Source organism: Variibacter gotjawalensis (assembly GCF_002355335.1).
GTDB lineage: Bacteria > Pseudomonadota > Alphaproteobacteria > Rhizobiales > Xanthobacteraceae > Variibacter > Variibacter gotjawalensis.
In genome coordinates this window covers 3,874,572-3,892,786 of sequence record NZ_AP014946.1, presented here as the reverse complement: position 1 = coordinate 3,892,786, position 18,215 = coordinate 3,874,572, and the positions used below count along the sequence as shown (strand labels likewise).

At 63.9% G+C, this 18,215-nt stretch carries 15 protein-coding genes; 4 read left to right on the top strand and 11 right to left on the bottom strand.

Annotated features, from left to right (window positions below; translation table 11 throughout):
* Positions 1-15: 15 nt before the first annotated feature.
* The 6 genes from GJW30_RS19130 to GJW30_RS19105 form a co-directional block, all read right to left on the bottom strand.
* Positions 16-1,875, bottom strand: a complete 1,860-nt coding sequence (locus tag GJW30_RS19130) for a methylmalonyl-CoA mutase subunit beta (protein ID WP_096358000.1) — start codon at positions 1,873-1,875, stop codon at positions 16-18.
* 66 nt (positions 1,876-1,941) lie between these two features.
* Positions 1,942-2,436, bottom strand: a complete 495-nt coding sequence (gene folK / locus GJW30_RS19125) for a 2-amino-4-hydroxy-6-hydroxymethyldihydropteridine diphosphokinase (protein WP_096357999.1) — start codon at positions 2,434-2,436, stop codon at positions 1,942-1,944.
* Entirely contained in the window at positions 2,433-2,798 is a 366-nt protein-coding gene (folB, locus tag GJW30_RS19120; RefSeq protein WP_096357998.1) for a dihydroneopterin aldolase, read from the bottom strand. The genes folK and folB overlap by 4 nt, the downstream gene beginning before the upstream one ends.
* A complete protein-coding gene (folP, locus tag GJW30_RS19115; protein ID WP_096357997.1) occupies positions 2,795-3,565 on the bottom strand; it encodes a dihydropteroate synthase in 771 nt (256 codons plus the stop codon). Before folP ends, folB begins: the two co-directional genes overlap by 4 nt.
* 234 nt (positions 3,566-3,799) lie before the next feature.
* On the bottom strand, positions 3,800-4,207 hold the full coding sequence (locus GJW30_RS19110) for a DUF4332 domain-containing protein (protein WP_096357996.1): 408 nt from the start codon (positions 4,205-4,207) through the stop codon (positions 3,800-3,802).
* Between the two features lie 44 nt (positions 4,208-4,251).
* Entirely contained in the window at positions 4,252-4,599 is a 348-nt protein-coding gene (locus GJW30_RS19105; RefSeq protein WP_096357995.1) for a hypothetical protein, read from the bottom strand.
* A 197-nt stretch (positions 4,600-4,796) separates the two neighbouring features.
* On the opposite strand from GJW30_RS19105, the gene GJW30_RS19100 reads away from it, so the two are divergent.
* Together GJW30_RS19100 and GJW30_RS19095 are read left to right on the top strand one after the other, a co-directional pair.
* A complete protein-coding gene (locus GJW30_RS19100) occupies positions 4,797-6,404 on the top strand; it encodes a helicase HerA-like domain-containing protein (RefSeq protein WP_096357994.1) in 1,608 nt (535 codons plus the stop codon).
* 82 nt (positions 6,405-6,486) lie between these two features.
* Entirely contained in the window at positions 6,487-7,875 is a 1,389-nt protein-coding gene (locus tag GJW30_RS19095) for a M20/M25/M40 family metallo-hydrolase (protein WP_096357993.1), read from the top strand.
* A gap of 129 nt (positions 7,876-8,004) precedes the next feature.
* Here GJW30_RS19095 and GJW30_RS19090 read toward each other — a convergent pair whose 3' ends face one another.
* Positions 8,005-9,630 carry an ArnT family glycosyltransferase gene (locus tag GJW30_RS19090; protein ID WP_096357992.1) on the bottom strand — a complete coding sequence of 542 codons (1,626 nt, stop codon included), beginning with the start codon at positions 9,628-9,630 and terminating at the stop codon, positions 8,005-8,007.
* Between the two features lie 418 nt (positions 9,631-10,048).
* Positions 10,049-10,774 (bottom strand): pyridoxamine 5'-phosphate oxidase family protein, encoded by a 726-nt coding sequence (locus GJW30_RS19085; protein ID WP_096357991.1) that lies wholly within the window; start codon positions 10,772-10,774, stop codon positions 10,049-10,051.
* Between the two features lie 178 nt (positions 10,775-10,952).
* Here GJW30_RS19085 and pdxR point away from each other — a divergent pair, with 178 nt between their 5' ends.
* Positions 10,953-12,266 carry a MocR-like pyridoxine biosynthesis transcription factor PdxR gene (pdxR, locus tag GJW30_RS19080; RefSeq protein ID WP_245408561.1) on the top strand — a complete coding sequence of 438 codons (1,314 nt, stop codon included), beginning with the start codon at positions 10,953-10,955 and terminating at the stop codon, positions 12,264-12,266.
* Between the two features lie 61 nt (positions 12,267-12,327).
* Here the strand turns inward: pdxR and GJW30_RS19075 are convergent, their stop codons facing one another.
* Positions 12,328-12,930: a superoxide dismutase gene (locus tag GJW30_RS19075; RefSeq protein WP_096357989.1), complete on the bottom strand. Its 603-nt coding sequence runs from the start codon at positions 12,928-12,930 to the stop codon at positions 12,328-12,330.
* A gap of 153 nt (positions 12,931-13,083) precedes the next feature.
* On the opposite strand from GJW30_RS19075, the gene GJW30_RS19070 reads away from it, so the two are divergent.
* Positions 13,084-14,052 carry a hypothetical protein gene (locus GJW30_RS19070; RefSeq protein WP_096357988.1) on the top strand — a complete coding sequence of 323 codons (969 nt, stop codon included), beginning with the start codon at positions 13,084-13,086 and terminating at the stop codon, positions 14,050-14,052.
* Between the two features lie 187 nt (positions 14,053-14,239).
* On the opposite strand, the gene GJW30_RS19065 is transcribed toward GJW30_RS19070, so the two are convergent.
* On the bottom strand, positions 14,240-15,892 hold the full coding sequence (locus tag GJW30_RS19065; protein WP_096357987.1) for a flavin-containing monooxygenase: 1,653 nt from the start codon (positions 15,890-15,892) through the stop codon (positions 14,240-14,242).
* A 195-nt stretch (positions 15,893-16,087) separates the two neighbouring features.
* Positions 16,088-18,199: a S9 family peptidase gene (locus tag GJW30_RS19060; protein WP_096357986.1), complete on the bottom strand. Its 2,112-nt coding sequence runs from the start codon at positions 18,197-18,199 to the stop codon at positions 16,088-16,090.
* Positions 18,200-18,215: the final 16 nt, after the last annotated feature.

Here is an 18,215-nt window from a genome sequence, read left to right as displayed (position 1 = left end):
CGCTAATCTCCGATCTCAAGAAAGATTATCATGGATGGCGGTCAGCGTCGCCAGCACGTCGGCACCGGCATAGACGTAACCGTTAACGCCGGCGGCGGTGAGCGCCGCTTCGAGGTCTCCCGCACGGCCTGCGAGGTACACGGCTTTCGCGCCGGCTTCGCGCAGAGCTTCGGCTGCGGCGGCGGCTTCCTGGCCGTAAGACTCGTCCGACCCGCAGATGCACGCGATCTCGGCGCCGGAGGACTTGAAGGCGGCGGTGAGCGCGGCCGTATCCGTCGTCCCGTCGGCGGCGAAGCCCTCGTTGCCGAGCGCCTCTATGCCGCCGACCTCGAAGAAGCTCTTGGCGAACGTTGCGCGGGCGAGGAACGACGCCGGCTTGCCGAGATTGGCGAGGAAAACCTTCGGGCGTGCGCCCTTGGCGGACGCGGTGTCGGCCTTGTCGCGCAGCACTTCGAACGGCTCGGAGACGCGGTGCGGCGCGAGACGCGGGAAGGCGTGCGCCGGATGATCGACGACCGGAATCGGCGCGATCACGTTGGGTTGATTTTCGGTGAGCAGCGGGAATTCGCTGGTGCCGGTGAGCGGATCGCGGCGCGAGCCCGCGGCTTTCGCGCGGGCAGCACGGGCGGCTTCGACCTTCTTCTGGAACGAGCCCGACTGCAGCGAGACGGCGAGGCCGCCTTCGGCTTCGATCTCTTGGAACAGCTTCCAGGCCGCGGCGCAGAGTTCGGCCGTGATGGTCTCGAAGGCGCCGGCACCGGCGGCCGGATCGGCGACCTTCGCGAGGTTGGACTCTTCGGCGAGGATCAATTGCGTGTTGCGCGCGACTCTACGCGCGAACGGATCGGGCAACCCGATTGCCTGCGTGAAGGGAAGCACTGCGATGGCATCGGCGCCGCCGACCGCGGCCGAGAACACCGCCATCGTGTCGCGCAGCATGTTCACGTTCGGATCGCGCTTGGTCAGCATGCGCCACGCGGTTTCGGCCGTGAGGCGCGCAGGTTTCGGGCGCAGCTCGCAGGCTTCCTGCACGCGCGCCCACAATTTGCGGAGCGCGCGGAGTTTCGCGACGGTGAGGAGTTCGTCCGCGTCGGCCGCGAGGCGGAACGAGATCAGCGCGCGCGCTTCGTCGAGCGCGACGCCGTTCTTCTCGAAGGCGCGCAGCAGCGCGACGCCGGCCGCGAGCGTGAAGGCGAGCTCCTGCGCTTCCGATCCGCCCGCCGCGTGCACGGCGCGGCCATCGGCGGCGAGGAACGGGCCGACGAAGCTTTGCTCGTTGAGATTCTGCGCGAGACGCGCGAGGGCAGCGCCGGTCGCGTCCCAATTCTCAGCGAATTTTCCGCGCGCGGCGGCGGCGCCGAAGGCGTCGATGCCGAAGATGATGTTCGTCGTGTGCGGCGCGATTTTGCGCGACGTGACGATCTCGGCGATCTCGAATGCGAGCTTGTGCGCGTCCGCCGGAATGTCGAACTCGATCGCGACACCGGCATCGAGGAAGATGCCGTCGAGCACTTGGGCGATGGCATCGCGCGCAGCCGGAATGCCGAAGCCGTAGGCGCCGACCGCACCAGTGATCGGAAGCATCAGACCGGTCGCGCCGTTTTCGAGATCGTGCAGCGCCTGCGCGTTGGCGGCGGCCGGATCCGGATGTTCGATGCGGGTGATGAGCTGCCACGGCGCGCCGGCTGCGCGCGCGGCGACCGGTTGCGCGTTCTCGGCGCGGCCGTAGAGCGGTTCGATCGCGATGCCGTCGTATGTGCGGGAAGTCAGTTTCTCGAACGGCTTGCCCTTGAGGACGCCGTCGACCAGCGTGCGCCACTGATCCTGCGTGGCGGCGGGGAATTCCTGTGCGAGCGGAAGTTCTTGCTTATTCATGGCGTCCGGCGTTTCGCGTCCGGCTCAGCGGCCGGATTGTTTAGATCAGAAACGGACTTAGGCGCGCTATGTCAAGGGCGAGAGGCGCTGGATACCGGCGGTGTCGAGTTTCGCCAGCGCGGCTCCGACGGTTGTTCCGCCTACTTGAAGTTCCGGGCGGATTTCCGCCAAAGGTACCAGAACGAAGGCGCGTTCCGTGAGACGCGGGTGCGGGAGCGTGAGGCGCGGCGTGTCGACTCGCCGGTTGCCGTAGCTCAAGACGTCGATGTCGAGCGTGCGCGGACCCCAGCGTTCCTCGCGCGCACGATCGCGGCCAAAGGCGCGTTCGACCGCGAGGCCGTGATCGAGCAGCGCTTCGGGTTCGAGCGTGGTCTCGATGGCGAGGCACAGATTGATGAAGGGCGGCTGGTCGGTGTTGCCCCACGGCGGCGTGCGGTAATCGGACGAGCGTGCGAGGAGCTTTACGGCCGTGCCGTCGCAATAGTGGGTGATGGCTTTCGCGAGAGTCGCGCGCACGTCGCCGACGTTGCCGCCGAAGCCGACATACGCAGTCTCGCTCACTTGCGAGTCCGCGTGAGGGTCACGCCGACATCGGCGAAGACCGCGGCGATCGGCGCGTGCGGTTTATGCACCGTGACGGTGAGGCGCTCGACGCGCGGGAACGCGGCGAGGATGGCGTCAGCGACGGCGCCGCCGGCGGCTTCGACGAGACGGTGATGCTGCGCGCGGAACGCTTTTGTCGCGACGTCCGCAACGTCCGCATACGAGATCGTGTCGGCAAGTTTGTCGGATGCGACCGCCGCATCGAGATCGAGATCGAGCGTGAGGTCGAGCATGAATTGCTGGCCGATCCGGCGCTCGTCTTCGCCGACGCCGTGGTTGGCGTGAACCGTGAGGCCGTGGAGGAATATCTTGTCGGTCATTTTCTTTTTGTCTCGATGGCCGCGGCGATCTTCAGCGCCTGGCGAGTTTCGCGCACATCGTGGACGCGGACAACGGCGGCTCCGGCTTTCGCGGCGTAAAGGTTAGCGGCGAGTGAGCCGCCAAGCCTTTGGTGCGGTTCGGACGGGTCGACCGAAGCGATGAAGCGCTTGCGGGAGAGGCCGACGAGCAGGGGGGCGCCGAGGCCGGTGAGTTCTGCGGTGCGGGCGATGACGGTGAGGCTCTGCTCCGGCGTTTTGCCGAAGCCGATGCCGGGATCGAGGATGATGCGGTGGCGCGGGATGCGGGCTTTGTCCGCGATTGCGAGCGTCCGCGCGAAGAAATCGCGGATGTCCGCCATGATGTCGATCGCGGGATCGGCGGCATCGCGATTGTGCATTGCAACGACGCCGACATCGTGATCGGCCGCGACGCGCGCCATGCCGGGATCGCGCTGCAGCCCCCAGACGTCGTTGATGATCGATGCGCCGGCCGCGACAGCTTTCGCGGCAACCGAGGCTTTCATCGTGTCGACCGAGATGGTCGCGCCGAACGGAAGCGCGCCCGCGACGACGGGCGCGATGCGGCGCCATTCTTCGTCGGCATCGACCGGCTGCATGCCGCCGTATGGCCGCGTCGACTCGCCGCCGATGTCGAGGATATCGGCGCCGTCCGCGACGAGCTTTTCGGCGTGCGCGATGGCGATTTCGGGATCGAGGAATTGGCCGCCGTCCGAGAAGGAATCCGGCGTGACGTTGACGACGCCCATCACGAGAGGACGCGGGCGTCCGCCGAAATGCCGATCGAGCCAGTGAGCGTCCACGCTTGAAGTCCTGTCCTGCGCCTCGCGCGCGGACCGGACTAGGGCGGCAGTGGCCCAGGTGTCAACCGTAGCCTGGATGAGCGAAGGCGAAGCCAAGCGATATCCGGGGCAGTATATGCGGTGGGCACCGTTCCCGGATGTCGCTCAGCGCTTCGCGCCGTGCTCATCCGGGCTACAAGATCAATACTTGATCTTCAGCGGCAGCGTACCGGCTTCCTCGATCCAGCGGCGAACGAGGTCTTCGTTCGGCGCGAATTTGACGAGGCCGCGCTTTTTGTTCGCCTGCACCATCGCGTTGTGCAAACGCGTTGCGTTGCGGTGCTTCAACTCGCGCACGGTCTCGACGCCGGCGTGGCGCATGAGCGCGGCATTGCCTTTGCCGAGCCCCGGGACGCGCAAGCGATCGGCCGCATTTGCGCACGTGAGCAGAAAACGCTCTTCCAATCCCGTCTTGGCAGCGAGTGCTTTGCGGCCCGGTGCATCCTTGGCGGCTTCCAACAGTCTTTCGGTCGTTCGAATTCCAGCTTTGCGCAATGCGCGCGCAACGGTATCGTCAACGCCGTCGATGTCCCGAATGGGATACGACATCTTCAAAGTCCTCAAATGTTCTTTTTATTGCGAGCGCTTGAACGCTAAACGAAGCTGCTCAGACCCGGGACGCTGCCAACGAGTTCGTTGACGGCTTCATCGCCGAGCTTCTCACGCGCATACGCAACCAATTCTTTCGTCACACTTTGCACCTGGCCCATATCGAGGCCGGCACCCATCAATTGATTGGCAACACCCATCAATCCGCCGAACCCGACTTCGGGCGCAGCCGCAACCGCCGCATCAGCTCCTGGAGTTTGTGCAATCAGCGCCGCGACCTTATCGGCCGGGCCTTCGCTCTGCAGAAAGTTGAGAATGATCCCGACGGCTTTCTTAGCCGCTTCAGGATCGGCGCCGGTGTTTGCCACCAGTCGCGCGACCAATTCGTCCATTTGTAGCCCCCTCAATCCATTTTCAAACAAGCACTCGCGCGGAGCGCTGACAAGCTTGTCGTCGGCATGTTTGCGCAGACGGCGGACGACCGTGTCGTTTCTGCATCCGTCTTTTGTCGCACCACTTGAAATGGTGGCGGCGTTTGCGCCTGACCGCTATATAGCGCGAGTCAATTAGTCCGCTGGAGCACAAGCGAATGGCCGATCTCGACGTCAACGGGCAGATCTTCGTCGGCAAAAGCGAGAAGCCCGAATATCTGTCGCTGCATTACGGCAACCGGCACGGCTTGGCGACCGGCGCGACCGGCACCGGCAAGACCGTGACGCTGCAAGTGCTTGCGGAAGGATTTTCGCGCGCCGGCGTTCCGGTTTTCGCGGCCGACATCAAAGGCGATCTCTCCGGCATCGCGGAGGTCGGCGATGCGAAGGATATTTTCGTCAAGCGCGCGAAAGATCTCGGCTTCGCATACGAGCCGGATGAATTCCCCGTCATCTTTTGGGATCTGTTCGGCGAACAAGGTCACCCGATCCGCGCAACGATCTCGGAGATGGGTCCGCTGTTGTTGTCGCGGCTGCTCGATCTTAACGACGTGCAGGAAGGCGTGCTGAACATCGCGTTCAAGATTGCGGACGATCACGGTCTGCCGATCTACGACATCAAAGATCTGCGCGCGATGCTCGATGCGATCGCGCCGTTTGCGTCGAAGAAGGCTGCGGAAGAAGGCAGCGGCAGCGAGATCATCGATCAGATCAAGCAAGGCGTTGCGCAATACGGCAACGTGACCAAGCAGACGGTTGGCACGATCCAGCGTGCGCTGCTCGTGCTGGAAAATCAGAAGGCGACGGCGTTCTTCGGTGAGCCCGCGTTGGCGCTGAAGGACTTCATGCGCACCGACGCGAGCGGCCGCGGATACGTCAATATCCTCGCCGCCGACAAGCTGATGGAGAATCCGCGTACGTATGCGACGTTCCTTCTCTGGATGCTGTCGGAGCTGTTCGAGGAGCTGCCGGAAGTCGGCGATGTCGACAAGCCGAAGCTCGTTTTCTTCTTCGACGAAGCGCATTTGTTGTTTAACGATGCGCCGAAAGCGTTGCTCGACAAGATCGAGCAGGTCGTGCGCCTCATTCGCTCGAAAGGTGTCGGCGTTTACTTCGTGACGCAGAACCCGCTCGACGTTCCGGACAAGGTGCTGGCTCAGCTCGGCAACCGCGTGCAGCATGCGCTGCGCGCTTTCACGCCGCGCGATCAGAAAGCCGTGAAGGCGGCGGCCGAGACATTCCGGCCGAACCCGAAGCTCGATACCGCGCAGGTGATCACCGAACTCGGCAAGGGCGAGGCGTTGTGCTCGTTCCTCGAAGGCAACGGCACGCCGTCGATGGTCGAGCGCACGATGGTGCGTCCGCCGTCCGCGCGCGTCGGGCCGATCACGCCGGACGAGCGCAAAGCCGTCATGGCGAAGAGTCCCGTGAAGGGCAAATACGACACGACGGTTGATTCAGAATCGGCGTTCGAGATGTTTCAGAAGCGCGTCGGTGAGAAAGCCGTCGACGGCGACAAGACCGAAGAGGGCGGGTTGCTCGGCAGCCTCGGCAACATGATCGGCTCGATCTTCGGCACCAATCGCAAGCGCGGCGAGAAGCTGACGACGAGCCAGACGATTGCGCGCGAGATTACGCGTACGGTGTCGAGCCGTGTTGCCGGGAACATCGCGGCGCAGGTCGGCAAGTCGGTTGCCGGCTCGGTCGGCGGTAGCGTCGGCCGCGCGATCATTCGCGGCACGCTGGGTGGAATTTTGAAGAGGTGAGTTGGTAGCGAGTAGGGAATGGGGAATAGTTCTATTCGCCACTCACTACTCGCTATTCGCTTGTGTCTAATAGGAGTTTTCCGTGTCCGCAAACGAAGTATTGCCCAAAGTCCTCGAGCATATCGATCGCGATCTCGACAACAGCGTTGAGCGATTGTTTGCGTTTCTGCGGATCGCGTCGGTGTCGACCGATCCTGCGTTTGCGAAGGATTGCAAAGCCGCGGCAGACCATCTTTCGGCCGATCTGAAGTCGATCGGTTTCGACACGAGCGTGCGCGAGACGCCGGGACACCCGATCGTTGCCGGGTCGGCGAAAGGTGAGGCAGGCAAATCTGTCCTGTTTTACGGCCACTATGATGTCCAGCCGGTCGATCCGTTGAATTTGTGGGATACGCCGCCGTTCGAACCGTCGATCAAGACCGTCGATGGCCGCAAGGTGATTGCGGCGCGCGGTGCATGCGACGACAAAGGCCAGCTGATGACGTTCGTCGAGGCGTGCCGCGCGTTCAAAGCCGTCACCGGAAAGCTGCCGCTGCCGATCACGATGATGATCGAGGGCGAAGAGGAGTGCGGCTCCAGCAATTTGCTGCCGTTCATCGAGAAGAATGTAGCCGAGTTTCGCAAGGACGTTGCGCTCGTCTGCGACACCGGCATGTGGGACGCGACGACACCGGCGGTGACGACATCGCTGCGCGGGCTGCTCTACGAAGAAGTGACGATACGCTGCGCGGACCGCGATCTGCACTCCGGTTTGTTCGGCGGCGCCGCCGCGAACCCGATCCGCATTCTCTCGCGCATTATCGCTGACCTGCACGACGCGGACGGCCGCGTGACGCTGCCGGGCTTCTACGATGGCGTTGCGGAGTTGCCGGCGGACATCAAAGCCGAGCTCGATGCGCTCGGGCTGACGGCGGAGCAGTTCCTCGGCGGCGTCGGATTGAAAGTGCCGGCGGGCGAGAAGGGCCGCAGCGTGCTCGAACAAGTGTCGACGCGGCCGACCTGCGATGCCAACGGCATCATCGGCGGATATACGGGCGAGGGCGCGAAGACCGTCATCGCGGCGGAAGCCTCGGCGAAGATTTCGTTCCGTCTCGTCGGCACGCAGGACCCGGAGAAAATCCGCACGGCGTTCCGCGCTTTCGTGCACGAGCGCCTCCCGGCCGACGTGACTGCGGAGTTCATCGGGCATGCCGGAAGCCCGGCGATCCAGCTGCCGTTCGACAGCCCTTCGCTGAAGGCGACGCGGGATGCGTTGGCGGAAGAGTGGGGCAAGACGGCGGTGACCGCCGGCTCGGGCGGATCGATCCCGGTGGTCGGCGATTTCAAGCGCGTGCTGGGGATGGATACACTGCTGGTCGGCTTCGGTCTCGACGACGACCGCGTGCATTCGCCGAACGAGAAATACAATCTCTCGTCGTTCCACAAGGGAACGCGCAGCTGGGCGCGGATTTTGGCGGCGTTGGCGGAGTAATCGTAGCCCGGATGAGTGAGGACGCGGAGCGTCTGAGCGAAATCCGGGACCTGAGATTGTGGTTGGCTCCGTCCCCGGATGTCGCTTGGCGGCTTCGCCGCCGCTCATCCGGGCTACGAGAGTTTGGGCCTACTGAATCGGCGGGATCGTGAACAGCGTCGTGTAGGCGTGTTCGCGCACGTCATAGGCCTTGGCGTAAGTCACGCCGGCGCGGTCGACCTTGGCGATGATCGGGGCGCGGAACTGGGCGCAGTAGTAGGTGCCGAGCATCAGCGCGAAGTCTGCGTCATGCGGGTTCCAGGTCAGCTCGAACTCCGAGCCGAGTTCGACGCGGACGATCGGGTGCGGGCCGCACACCGCGACCTTCCACTTGCGGCCGTTCGGCGGCGTTTCGGCGCGCGCCGTCAGGTTCTCGCGCAGCTGCTGCGCGGCCTGCTTGAGCGACAGGCCCCAATAGTCGAGCATGAAGTTGCCGTCGGCCGCCTTCACGCCGCCCTCGATGCGGTTGAAGTGCGTGTATTCGTACGGATGCAGGCGGACCATCTCGACGACCGGCGAAGCGAAGCCGATGACGCCGACAGCGGCGACGGTGGCGAGCGCCGGACGGCCAGCGCGCGCGGCTTGCTGCAGGATCCAGCCGCCTGCAAGACCGGCGAGGATCGCCATCGGCGGCAGCAGGAAGATGAGATGGCGGAAGCCGTTGTACATCGCCGGGCGCTCGAGCAGCGTGACGGCGATCGGAACGATGACGGCGGCGGCGACGAGCAGTAGAACAGCGCGCTCGCGAATGCTGCGGTTGCCGGTGAGCAGCCACACGCAGACCATCACGAGGCCGAACAGCGTCAGCGCCAGCATGATTTCCGGCAGCTGTAGACCGAGCAGGGTCGGCAGATACGTCCACGGCATATCCGGGACCGAGATGAGCTGGCCGTTGAACACTTCGCGCCACGGCTTCTCGAAGAAGACCGAGAAGTAGGTCAGCGCCTTAACGGGGTTGAGCACCTCAACGACCGACCACGGCCAGAGCAGGCCCATGATCAGGTATGCGACGACAAATCCCGGCAGCAGCGCCAGCGTGAAGCGGCCGAAGCGCGAGACCGCATCGCGCCAGCCGAGCGAGCGCCATTCGAGGCCAATGATGAGCATCACGGCGGCGGCAGCATAGAGCGCGGCGATGCCGCCCATGATGCGCGTGCCGATCGTGAGGCCAAGGCCGACGCCGAAGATCATCACGGTGACGGGCGAGGGGCGCGGATACTCTTCGATGGCGCGGACGAGGCCGAGCAGCAGAATCGCCATCGCGACCGCGAAGGGCACGTCCTTCGCGTTGATGAAGGCGTGGCCGTAGAAGATCGGGCAGGTGGCGAGGACGAATATCGCGACGACACCGGCGACCGGGCCGCCGACGCGGCGCGCGATGCGCCAGACTGTGAAGAGGCCAACGATGCCGACCAGTGCGCCGACGAGGCGGCGGGTTTCGAACAGGTCGAACGGCAGAACCTTTGCGGAGAGCCCAGCGAGGACGTCGAAGCCGCTGCCGTACATGTAGAGATTGACGAAGGTGAGCGCTTCCTGGTTGCGGAAACCGGAGGCGTACAGGTCGATGACCTTCTGGCCCATCTCGGCATGGGTGAAGTCATCCCAGCCCAGGCCATAGTGGCGGAAAGTGATAAGCGCGATCAGTCCGCTCGCCAACAAAGCGAGAGCAGCCAGTCCGTCGCAAACGCGCGACGAAGCGAAGGAACGCGACGACATCTTGGGCTGAACCCCTCGAACGACCCTCTGGGACTCATTCCGCGTCGAGATTCGGGCTCGCCGTCAGCTGAGTCACTGATCCCAAATAGCGGAGAATTGCGGCAGCAATGTTTACGCTTTTAGGTTGGATCAAGAATATGTGTGGTGCGCCTCAGGAGTCCATAAGCCTTCAGTTGTACGGTTAGCGGCGATACTGCAGCCGAATGCCGCAGCCTGCGCGTTCAGCGTGTGCGCTTACCGCCGGGTGATGAAAATAACGGCGAGGGATCGGGTTGCTTGTTGCGCAGGCAATGCTGCCCGTAGCCTGGATGAGAGAGACACCGCGCAGAGCGCGGCTGCCGAACGACATCCACGGCGGGAGGTTCGGTTGGCTCTGCTCCCGGATGTCGCTCGGCGCTTCGCGCCGCGCTCATCCGGGCTACTTGAGCGTCTCGTAAGCCTTGTGCGTTTCGGTGAGCGCGGCGTCGAGCCGGCGGCCGTCCGTGTAAGCGGCGACGTTGTCGGGCCGCGTCTTGCCGGGGAGGATGCGCGGACAATCCTGCTCGGCGCGGATCACGGTTTCGACCGGGATGACGCCGGCCCAGATCGCGAAGCCGTAGTCTTCCTCATCGTCGCCGACACCCTTGGAGCGCACCTTGGCGGACGCGTCCTCGATCGTCATGCCGATGATGGTCGTCGCTTTGATCTCCTGCGCGGTGTTCTGGCGGAGCGTCTCGGCGCGGCCCGGATAAAAGCGGTTGATGACGTCGGCGAGGCCACGCACTTTCTCCTCCGGGTCATCGATGATGCTCGCGGTGCCGAAGCACATCGCGGCGCGATAGTTCGCCGAGTGATTGAAGCCGGAGCGGGCGAGCACGAGACCGTCGAGATGCGAGACCGTGAGACAGACCGGGACGCCGCCTTTCTGCGTGCGCAGCATCCGGCTTGCCGAGGAGCCGTGCCAGTAGAGGCGGTCGCCGTCGCGCCAGAACAACGTCGGCGTGCAGTAGGGCTGACCGTCGATCGCATAGGAGACGTGGCAGAGCATCGCGGCGTCGAGGATCGCGTAGACGGCGGCTTTGTCGTAGCTGCCGCGCTCGTGCAGGCGCTTCACCCGATTGCGTGGAGTGATCGGGAAGCTCTCAGTCGGGATGCCATCGGACATATCGAGGGTCCTTGCTTTCGAAGCTGGGGTGCCGCAACAGTGCGGCATGCAATTGGTTCGAAAAAGGTCCAATTCTGATCCTGTCAATAAGACCAATCAGCCAGATTGGTCGACGCTGATCCCGGTTTTGCCCGGCGAGGGGCCGCGGACGAGGGCGCTTTACCTCGCGATCCGCCAATTGATCGAGGCGGGGTCGGTCCCGGCCGGCGCCAAGCTGCCGACATCGCGCGACCTTGCAACGCGGCTCGGTATGGCGCGGGGCGCGGTGGTCGCAGCCTTCGAGACATTGATCGCCGACGGATTTGCGGAGGCGCGCGTCGGTGCCGGGACTTACGTCGCGGCGAGTGTGCCGCTGCTTGTGGTCTCGACGCCTCGGCCGGGCCGGGAAACCGACGTTTATCGGCCGGCGCCGGGGACGCTCGGTCCCGGCGCGCTCGGCGTTCAGACGCCGGATGCGCGGACGCTGAAGATTTTTCGAGGGCTCGTCTCACGTCATCTCGGCAAGCTCGGCGCTCAGCATTTTGCCTACGGCGATCCGCGTGGCGGGCAAGCGCTGCGCGAGGCGATCGCGACGTATCTGCGCAGCGCGCGCGGCGTGCGATGCACGGCCGACGACATCATCGTCACGTCGGGCACGCAGCAGGGGCTCGATCTTTTCATCCGCGCGATATTGCGCGCGGGCGAAACCGTGTGGGTCGAAGACCCGTGCTATCCGATGGCACGCGCGGCGCTGAACGGGAACGGATTGCGTGTCGCCGGCGTGCCGATCGATGCCGAGGGGCTTGATCCGGAGCGTGGCGAAATGATCGCGCGAGACGCGCGCGCCGTCTACGTGACGCCGTCGCATCAGTTTCCGCTTGGTGTCGCGATGACGATGCGGCGGCGTCTCGCGCTGATCGACTGGGCGAAGCGCAACGACGCGTGGATCATCGAAGACGATTACGATAGCGAGTTTCGCTTCGCGGGGTCGCCGCTGACGGCGCTGCAGGGCGTCGACGATGCGGGGCGCGTGGTTTATCTCGGGACGTTCTCGAAAGTTCTGTTTCCGGGCTTGCGCGTTGGATATCTCGTTGTGCCGCAAGCACTACGCGACGATATCCTCGCGCTGCGCAGCCGCACAGACCGCTATCCGGCGACGCTGCTGGAAGGCCCGCTCACCGACTTCATTCGCGACCGACATTCCGCGGCGCATCTGCGGCGCGCGCGGCGGCAGACGCTGGCGGCGCGCGATGCGCTGGTCGCGGCGCTGAAGACCAACTCGCGACTTGATGTGCAAGTGCCGGACCAAGGTTTGCATCTGCTCGCGCGGTTGCCGGACGGCAGCGACGACGTCGCGCTGGTCGAACGTGCGGCGGCGGCTGGCGTCGGTGCGCGAGCGTTGTCGCGTCTTTACGTCGATGCGGAGCCGAGCCAAGGATTGGTGATCGGCTTCTCGGGATATTCTGCCGACGTGATGGGTGATGCCGGACGGAAGATCGCTTCACTCGCGTGATGCGAAAGAAAAATCCCGGAGCGAGGCTCCGGGATTTTGTGTCACTCGAACGTGAGCCGAATTACTTCGCGGCCTTTTGGAACAGCTCGTCGACGTAATCCCAGTTGACCAGGTTATCGACGAATGCCTTCAGGTAATCCGGACGGCGATTGCGGTAGTCGATGTAGTAGGAGTGCTCCCACACGTCGACGCCGAGGATCGGCGTTGCGCCGTGGACCAACGGGCTTTCGCCGTTCGCGGTCTTCATGACGACGATCTTGCCGTCCTTGACGGCGAGCCAGGACCAGCCCGAGCCGAACTGCGTGACGCCGCCCTGGATGAAGTCTTCCTTCATCTTCGCGACCGAGCCGAGATCGGCCATGATTTTCTTCTCCAGCGCGCCCGGCAGCTTGTCGCCGCCGCCATTCGGCTTCATCCACTTCCAGAAGTGGAGATGGTTGTAGTGCTGGCCGGCGTTGTTGAAGAGGCCCGGGTTCTTGCCGAACGAGCCTTTCACGATCTCTTCGAGCGACTTATCTTTCAGGTCGCTTTCGGCAAGTAGCTTATTACCGTTATCGACGTACGCCTTGTGATGTTTATCGTGGTGGTACTCGAGCGTCTCTTTCGACATGTACGGCGCGAGTGCGTCGTGGGCGTACGGCAGGTCGGGCAGCGAGAACGACATCGAATTTCCTCCATGGGTGAATGTCGGGACAACGCATCTAGCAGCGCGTTGTTCGGAAGGGATGACAACTACATAGGCCGAGCGTAGCTTAGGAGCAACGGCCTACCAGGCCGATTGGTTTCAAGATCGCTTGGGGAAGCGGCGGGGGTTTCGATGCGCGTTATAATTCTCATTGCGGGTGCCGTCGGGGTGCTCGCAGGGTTCGGCCTGTTGGCCTATGCGCTGATGCAGGGCGGGTCGATAGCCGCATTCGCCGCCGCGCTTCCGGTTGCGGTCTGCATTTTCGGTGGGCTTGGGTTGATCGGGTTGGCTAGCGTGATGGGCCAGCTTGAAGATCTCGCCGTTGCGCGCGGTCCGGTCGCGGTTTCGGCGCCTGCGGTCGCTTCGGCGGCCCCGGCTGTCGTGACGGCTCCGCTGCCGGCACCGAAGAAAGCCGGTGACAAAGCCGACGAGAAGAAGCCGGACGAGAAAAAGACCGGAAAAGAAGTTCCGCCGCTGACGCCCCCGCATGGCGCCGCGCCGGAGCCGACCGTTCCGCCGCTGCCCGACGCCGTGACTGCGGGCGAACGTCCTGCGCCGGATTTCGCCGACTCGCTGGCGAGCGCGCTGGACGTTGAGGCGCCGGGAACGCCGAGCGGCACGACGAGGCTCGATACGCCTCCGCCCGCGAAGCAGCAGACGCCGGAAGAGCTTGCGATTGCGAAAGCCGCTGCGTTGTCGGGCGCGCCGCGCACCGCGCCGTTGCCACCGCCGCCGGTCAAATCGCCGTCGCTCGCGCCGGAGCCGGGCGCCGACAAAGCGCCGCCGGTTTCGCTTACGCCGGAGCCTTCAGCCGATAAGGCGCCGGACATTATCGTTCGCCCGCCGGATGGACCGTCGCAAGCGCCGGCGCTGGGTGGTGTCAGCCGCGACGACTCGGTCGCGTCAGCGCCCGCGAGCATCGCGACGAATGTCGAAGCACCGCCCGAGCGCGCGGGGCCGAGCATTCTCAAGTCGGGCATCATCGAGAATATGGCCTACACGCTTTATTCGGACGGCTCGGTCGATGCCGAGTTGCCGGAAGGCAAGATGCATTTCGCATCGATTGCCGAATGGCGCTCCTACATGCGCGGCGAAGGCTAAGCGCTGAAAACATGCGCTGGTCATTCTGGACGCTGCGTTGCTCGCGCGAGCGAGCCGCAGCGGTCCGGAATCAATAGTCCCTGAGTTTTCTAGCGCGCACAGGGGATATGGATCCCGGCCCTCGCAGCGTTGCTCGCTGCGCGAGCGAAGCGCTGCTCGACCGGCATGACCAGAGTATTTGGTCGCGCTAAGCGCTCGCGCGCGCGATCGCCTTCTCGATCGCGAAGCCGCGATAGTTGTCGCTCGCGATATCGCTGCAGATCTTCCGATAGTTTCCGACGCCGCCGATATACGGCATGAAGATGCGCGGCTTGCCGGGAATGTTCGCGCCCATGTACCAGGACGCGGCCTGCGGATAGAGCGTCGCGTTGGCGCGCTCGTTGACGTGATCGACCCAAGCGTCCTGCGCGTCGCGCGAAGCTTCGATGCTGGCGCTGCCGCTTTGCGTCAGATGCGCGATGCAGTCGGTGATCCAATCGACGTGCTGCTCGATCGAGACGATCATGTTGGAGAGCACGGACGGGCTGCCCGGACCGGTGACGAGGAACATGTTCGGGAAGCCCGCGACGGTGAGGCCGAGATAGGTGCGCGGACCCGCCGCCCATTCGTCGCGCAGCGCGAGGCCGTCGCGGCCGCGAATGTTCATCGCTTCGAGTGTGCCGGTCATCGCGTCGAAGCCGGTCGCGAAGACGAGGCAATCGAATGCGTATTCTGTGTCCTGCGTGCGCACGCCGTGCGGCGTGATCTCGTCGATCGGTGCGGAGCGGATGTCGACCAGCGTGACGTTGTCGCGATTGAAGGTCTCGAAATAATTCGTGTCGACGCAGATACGCTTGGTGCCGATCGGGTAGCTGTAGGGGCAGAGGAGTTCGGCCGTCTTCGGATCTTTGACGATCTCGCGGATTTTCTCGCGGACGAATTCGGCGGCGGTGTCGTTCGCCTCTTTCTTCAAGCCGAGGTCGTTGTAGGCGTACATGAATTCGAGGCCGCCTTTCGTCCAGCGGCGTTCGTATTCGGCGCGGCGATCGCCGGCGGACACTTCGAGCGCGGAGACCTGGCCCCAATCGCCGTAAATGCCGTTGCGGGTTTCCTCGCGAGCGCGCTGACGGCGCGTCGGATAGTCGTCTTTCCATTCGGCTTCGTAGGCGGCCGGCATCGCGGAGTTGCGCGAAGGAATCGAGAAATTCGGCGTGCGTTGAAACACCGTGAGGTGTTTGGCTTGCTCGGCGATGACAGGGATTGATTGAATGGCGGACGAGCCGGTGCCGATGATGCCCACCGTCTTGCCGGTGAAGTCGACGCCCTCATGCGGCCAATGGCCAGTGTGATAGGTCGCGCCTTGGAAGCTCGCGATGCCTTTGATGTTCGGTAGCCGCGCCGTCGAGAGACAGCCGGTCGCCATCACGCAGTAGCGCGCTGTGACGCGCTCGCCGCGATCCGTGGTGACTGTCCAGGTGGCTGAGGATTCATCGAAGGTCGCGGCGGTGATGCGCGTGTTGAAGACGATGTCGCGGCGGAGATCGTAGCGATCCGCAATGTGGTTGGCGTACTGCAGAATCTCCGGCTGCGCCGCGAAGCGCTCGGACCACTTCCAGCTCTGCTGAAGCTCGTCGTCGAACGAGAAGGAGTACTGCATGCTCTCGACGTCGCAGCGCGCGCCCGGGTAGCGATTCCAGAACCACGTGCCGCCGACACCGCTGCCGGCTTCGTAGGCGCGCGCCGTCAATCCGAGGCCGCGCAGGCGATGCAGAAGATAAAGTCCGGCGAAACCGGCGCCGACGATGACGACATCGAGTTGCGCGACATCGCGCTCTGCGGGTGTGCGCTGATGCAGATTCATTCTTCGCTCCCGATCCGCGCTCATTCAAGAAAGGCGCGCAAGCATTGTATCTCGGTTCGTCATGGCCCGCTTTATGCGGGCCATCCACGTCTTTGGCTTACCTCGCAAGAGAGTAAGACGTGGATGGCCCGGACAAGCCGGGCCATGACGGAGACTCTTCTTTCAACGCATCCGATCAGACTTTGAGGTGCTTGATCAAGCCTGCTTCAATCCGTCGCCGAGTGCCGCGATGGCGAAGGCGTAAGTCAGCGCGACTTCGTTAAGCCGATCGAAGCGGCCCGGCGCGCCGCCGTGGCCCGCATCCATGTTGATGTGGAACGCGAGGAGGTTGTTGTCGGTCTTATGTTTGCGCAGCTTGGCGACCCACTTCGCGGGCTCCCAATAAAGTACGCGCGGATCGGAGAGACCGGTGAGCGCGAGGATCGCCGGATAATCCTTCGCTTCGACGTTGTCGTAGGGCGAATAGTCGCGGATGTAGTCGAACGCATCCTTGCCGGCGATCGGGTTGCCCCATTCGAGGAATTCGGGCGGCGTCAGCGGCAAGCTGTCGTCGAGCATCGTGTTGAGCGCGTCGACGAACGGAACGTCGGCGAGGATCGCGCCGAAGAGCTCGGGCCGCATGTTGGCAACCGCGCCCATCAGCAATCCACCGGCAGAGCCGCCATGCGCCGCGATGGCGCCCGCGCGGGTGAATTTCTTCTCGACCAAATGATCGGCGGCCGCGATGAAATCCGTGAACGTGTTGCGTTTTTCGAGGAGCTTGCCGGTGCGATACCAGCGCCAGCCTTTGTCGGTGCCGCCACGGATATGCGCGATGGCGTAGACAAAGCCGCGATCCACCAACGAAAGCCGATTGGTGCTGAACGACGCCGGGATCGTGATGCCGTATGAGCCGTAAGCGTAGAGCAGCAGCGGCGCTGTGCCGTCGAGCGGAGTGTCGTTGCGGTAGATGATCGAGACCGGCACGGTCTCGCCGTCGACGGCAGGCGCGAGCAGGCGGCGCGTCGTGTAGTCCTTCGGGTCGTGACCGCTCGGCACTTCCTGACGCTTGCGCAATTCGCGTTCGCGCGACGAGAGCGAATAATCGTAGGTCTCGTTCGGCGTCGTCATCGACGAATAGTCGAAGCGGACTGTGTCGGTGTCGAACTCGTAACCGGCGCCGACGCCGAGCGAATAGGCCTCCTCGTCGAAGGCGATTTCGTGTTCGTCGTCGCCCTTGAGATTGCGCACGACGATGGCGGGCAAGCCGTCCGTGCGTTCGAGGCGTATCAGCCAGTTCTGCAGCACGATGAAGCTGACGATGTAAGTGCCTTGCCGATGCGGGATGAGGTCGCGCCATTCGGCCGGTGTGTCGACTTGCGCGGTGACGATTTTGAAGTCTTCGCTGTCGCCGGCATTGGTCGAGATGACGAAGACATTGTCGCCGTTCAGATCCGGATGATGCTCGACGTCGTAGAGCACTTTCGGTTGCCGCTTCGCGATCAGCTTCGGCTTTGCGTCGTTGTCTTCGAGGTCGAGGACATAGCTCTCCGCGCTGTCGTGATCGGCAGCGGAGATTTGCGCGTAAGCGCCGGACTGCATCTCGCCGAGCGAGACGAAATAGGCCGCGTTCTTCTCCTCGAAGATGAGCTCGTCGGTCGCTGGATCGGTGCCGATGCGGTGGCGGAAGATGCGCGACGGACGATGATTGTCGTCGAGACGGCCGTAGTAGAAGGCCGAAGAATCGCGCGTCCACACAACCGAGCTGCCGCCGGTCTCTTTGATCTCCTCTTCGAGATCGCTGCCACGGCCGAGATCGCGGATGCGGATCGTGAATAGTTCGGCACCGGTGATATCGGACGCCCAGGCGACGAGATCGTGATCCGGCGAATGACGCACGCCGGCGAGGCTGAAGAACGCTTGGCCTTCGGCGAGCTGATCGCCATCGAGCAGAACACGTTCCTGGTCGCTGTCGTCGAGGCGGCAGACGAGGCGGTGCTGCCCGCCGGTGCGATAGCGCGAGAAGTAGCGATATGGGCCGTCGCGCGACGGAACGCTGGAGTCGTCTTCCTTGATGCGGCCTTTCATCTCGGCGACGAGTTGTTTTTGTAATTCCTCAGTGTGCGCGAGCGAGGCTTTGGCGTAGGCGTGTTCGGCGGTGAGATGCTCGCGGATTTCCGGCGGCAGCGTCGCGGAATCGCGCAGCACGTCCTGCCAGTTCTTCGCTTTGAGCCACGCGAATTCATCCTCCCAGGTGACGCCGTGATACGTCTGGCTGAACGGCTTTTCGGCGGCTTTGGGCGGTGTCTTCGGCGGTGCTTTGGTCATGCAGTCATCTCCTGAG

Bases quoted from the DNA above. Each gene is read 5' to 3' on its own strand.
- folP (WP_096357997.1), bottom strand. From the start codon at position 3,565: ATGGGCGTCGTCAACGTCACGCCGGATTCCTTCTCGGACGGCGGCCAA.
- GJW30_RS19130 (WP_096358000.1), bottom strand. From the start codon at position 1,875: ATGAATAAGCAAGAACTTCCGCTCGCACAGGAATTCCCCGCCGCCACG.
- GJW30_RS19100 (WP_096357994.1), top strand. From the start codon at position 4,797: ATGGCCGATCTCGACGTCAACGGGCAGATCTTCGTCGGCAAAAGCGAG.
- folB (WP_096357998.1), bottom strand. From the start codon at position 2,798: ATGACCGACAAGATATTCCTCCACGGCCTCACGGTTCACGCCAACCAC.
- GJW30_RS19090 (WP_096357992.1), bottom strand. From the start codon at position 9,630: ATGTCGTCGCGTTCCTTCGCTTCGTCGCGCGTTTGCGACGGACTGGCT.
- GJW30_RS19065 (WP_096357987.1), bottom strand. From the start codon at position 15,892: ATGAATCTGCATCAGCGCACACCCGCAGAGCGCGATGTCGCGCAACTC.
- GJW30_RS19105 (WP_096357995.1), bottom strand. From the start codon at position 4,599: ATGGACGAATTGGTCGCGCGACTGGTGGCAAACACCGGCGCCGATCCT.
- GJW30_RS19075 (WP_096357989.1), bottom strand. From the start codon at position 12,930: ATGTCGTTCTCGCTGCCCGACCTGCCGTACGCCCACGACGCACTCGCG.
- GJW30_RS19060 (WP_096357986.1), bottom strand. From the start codon at position 18,199: ATGACCAAAGCACCGCCGAAGACACCGCCCAAAGCCGCCGAAAAGCCG.
- GJW30_RS19085 (WP_096357991.1), bottom strand. From the start codon at position 10,774: ATGTCCGATGGCATCCCGACTGAGAGCTTCCCGATCACTCCACGCAAT.
- GJW30_RS19110 (WP_096357996.1), bottom strand. From the start codon at position 4,207: ATGTCGTATCCCATTCGGGACATCGACGGCGTTGACGATACCGTTGCG.
- GJW30_RS19070 (WP_096357988.1), top strand. From the start codon at position 13,084: ATGCGCGTTATAATTCTCATTGCGGGTGCCGTCGGGGTGCTCGCAGGG.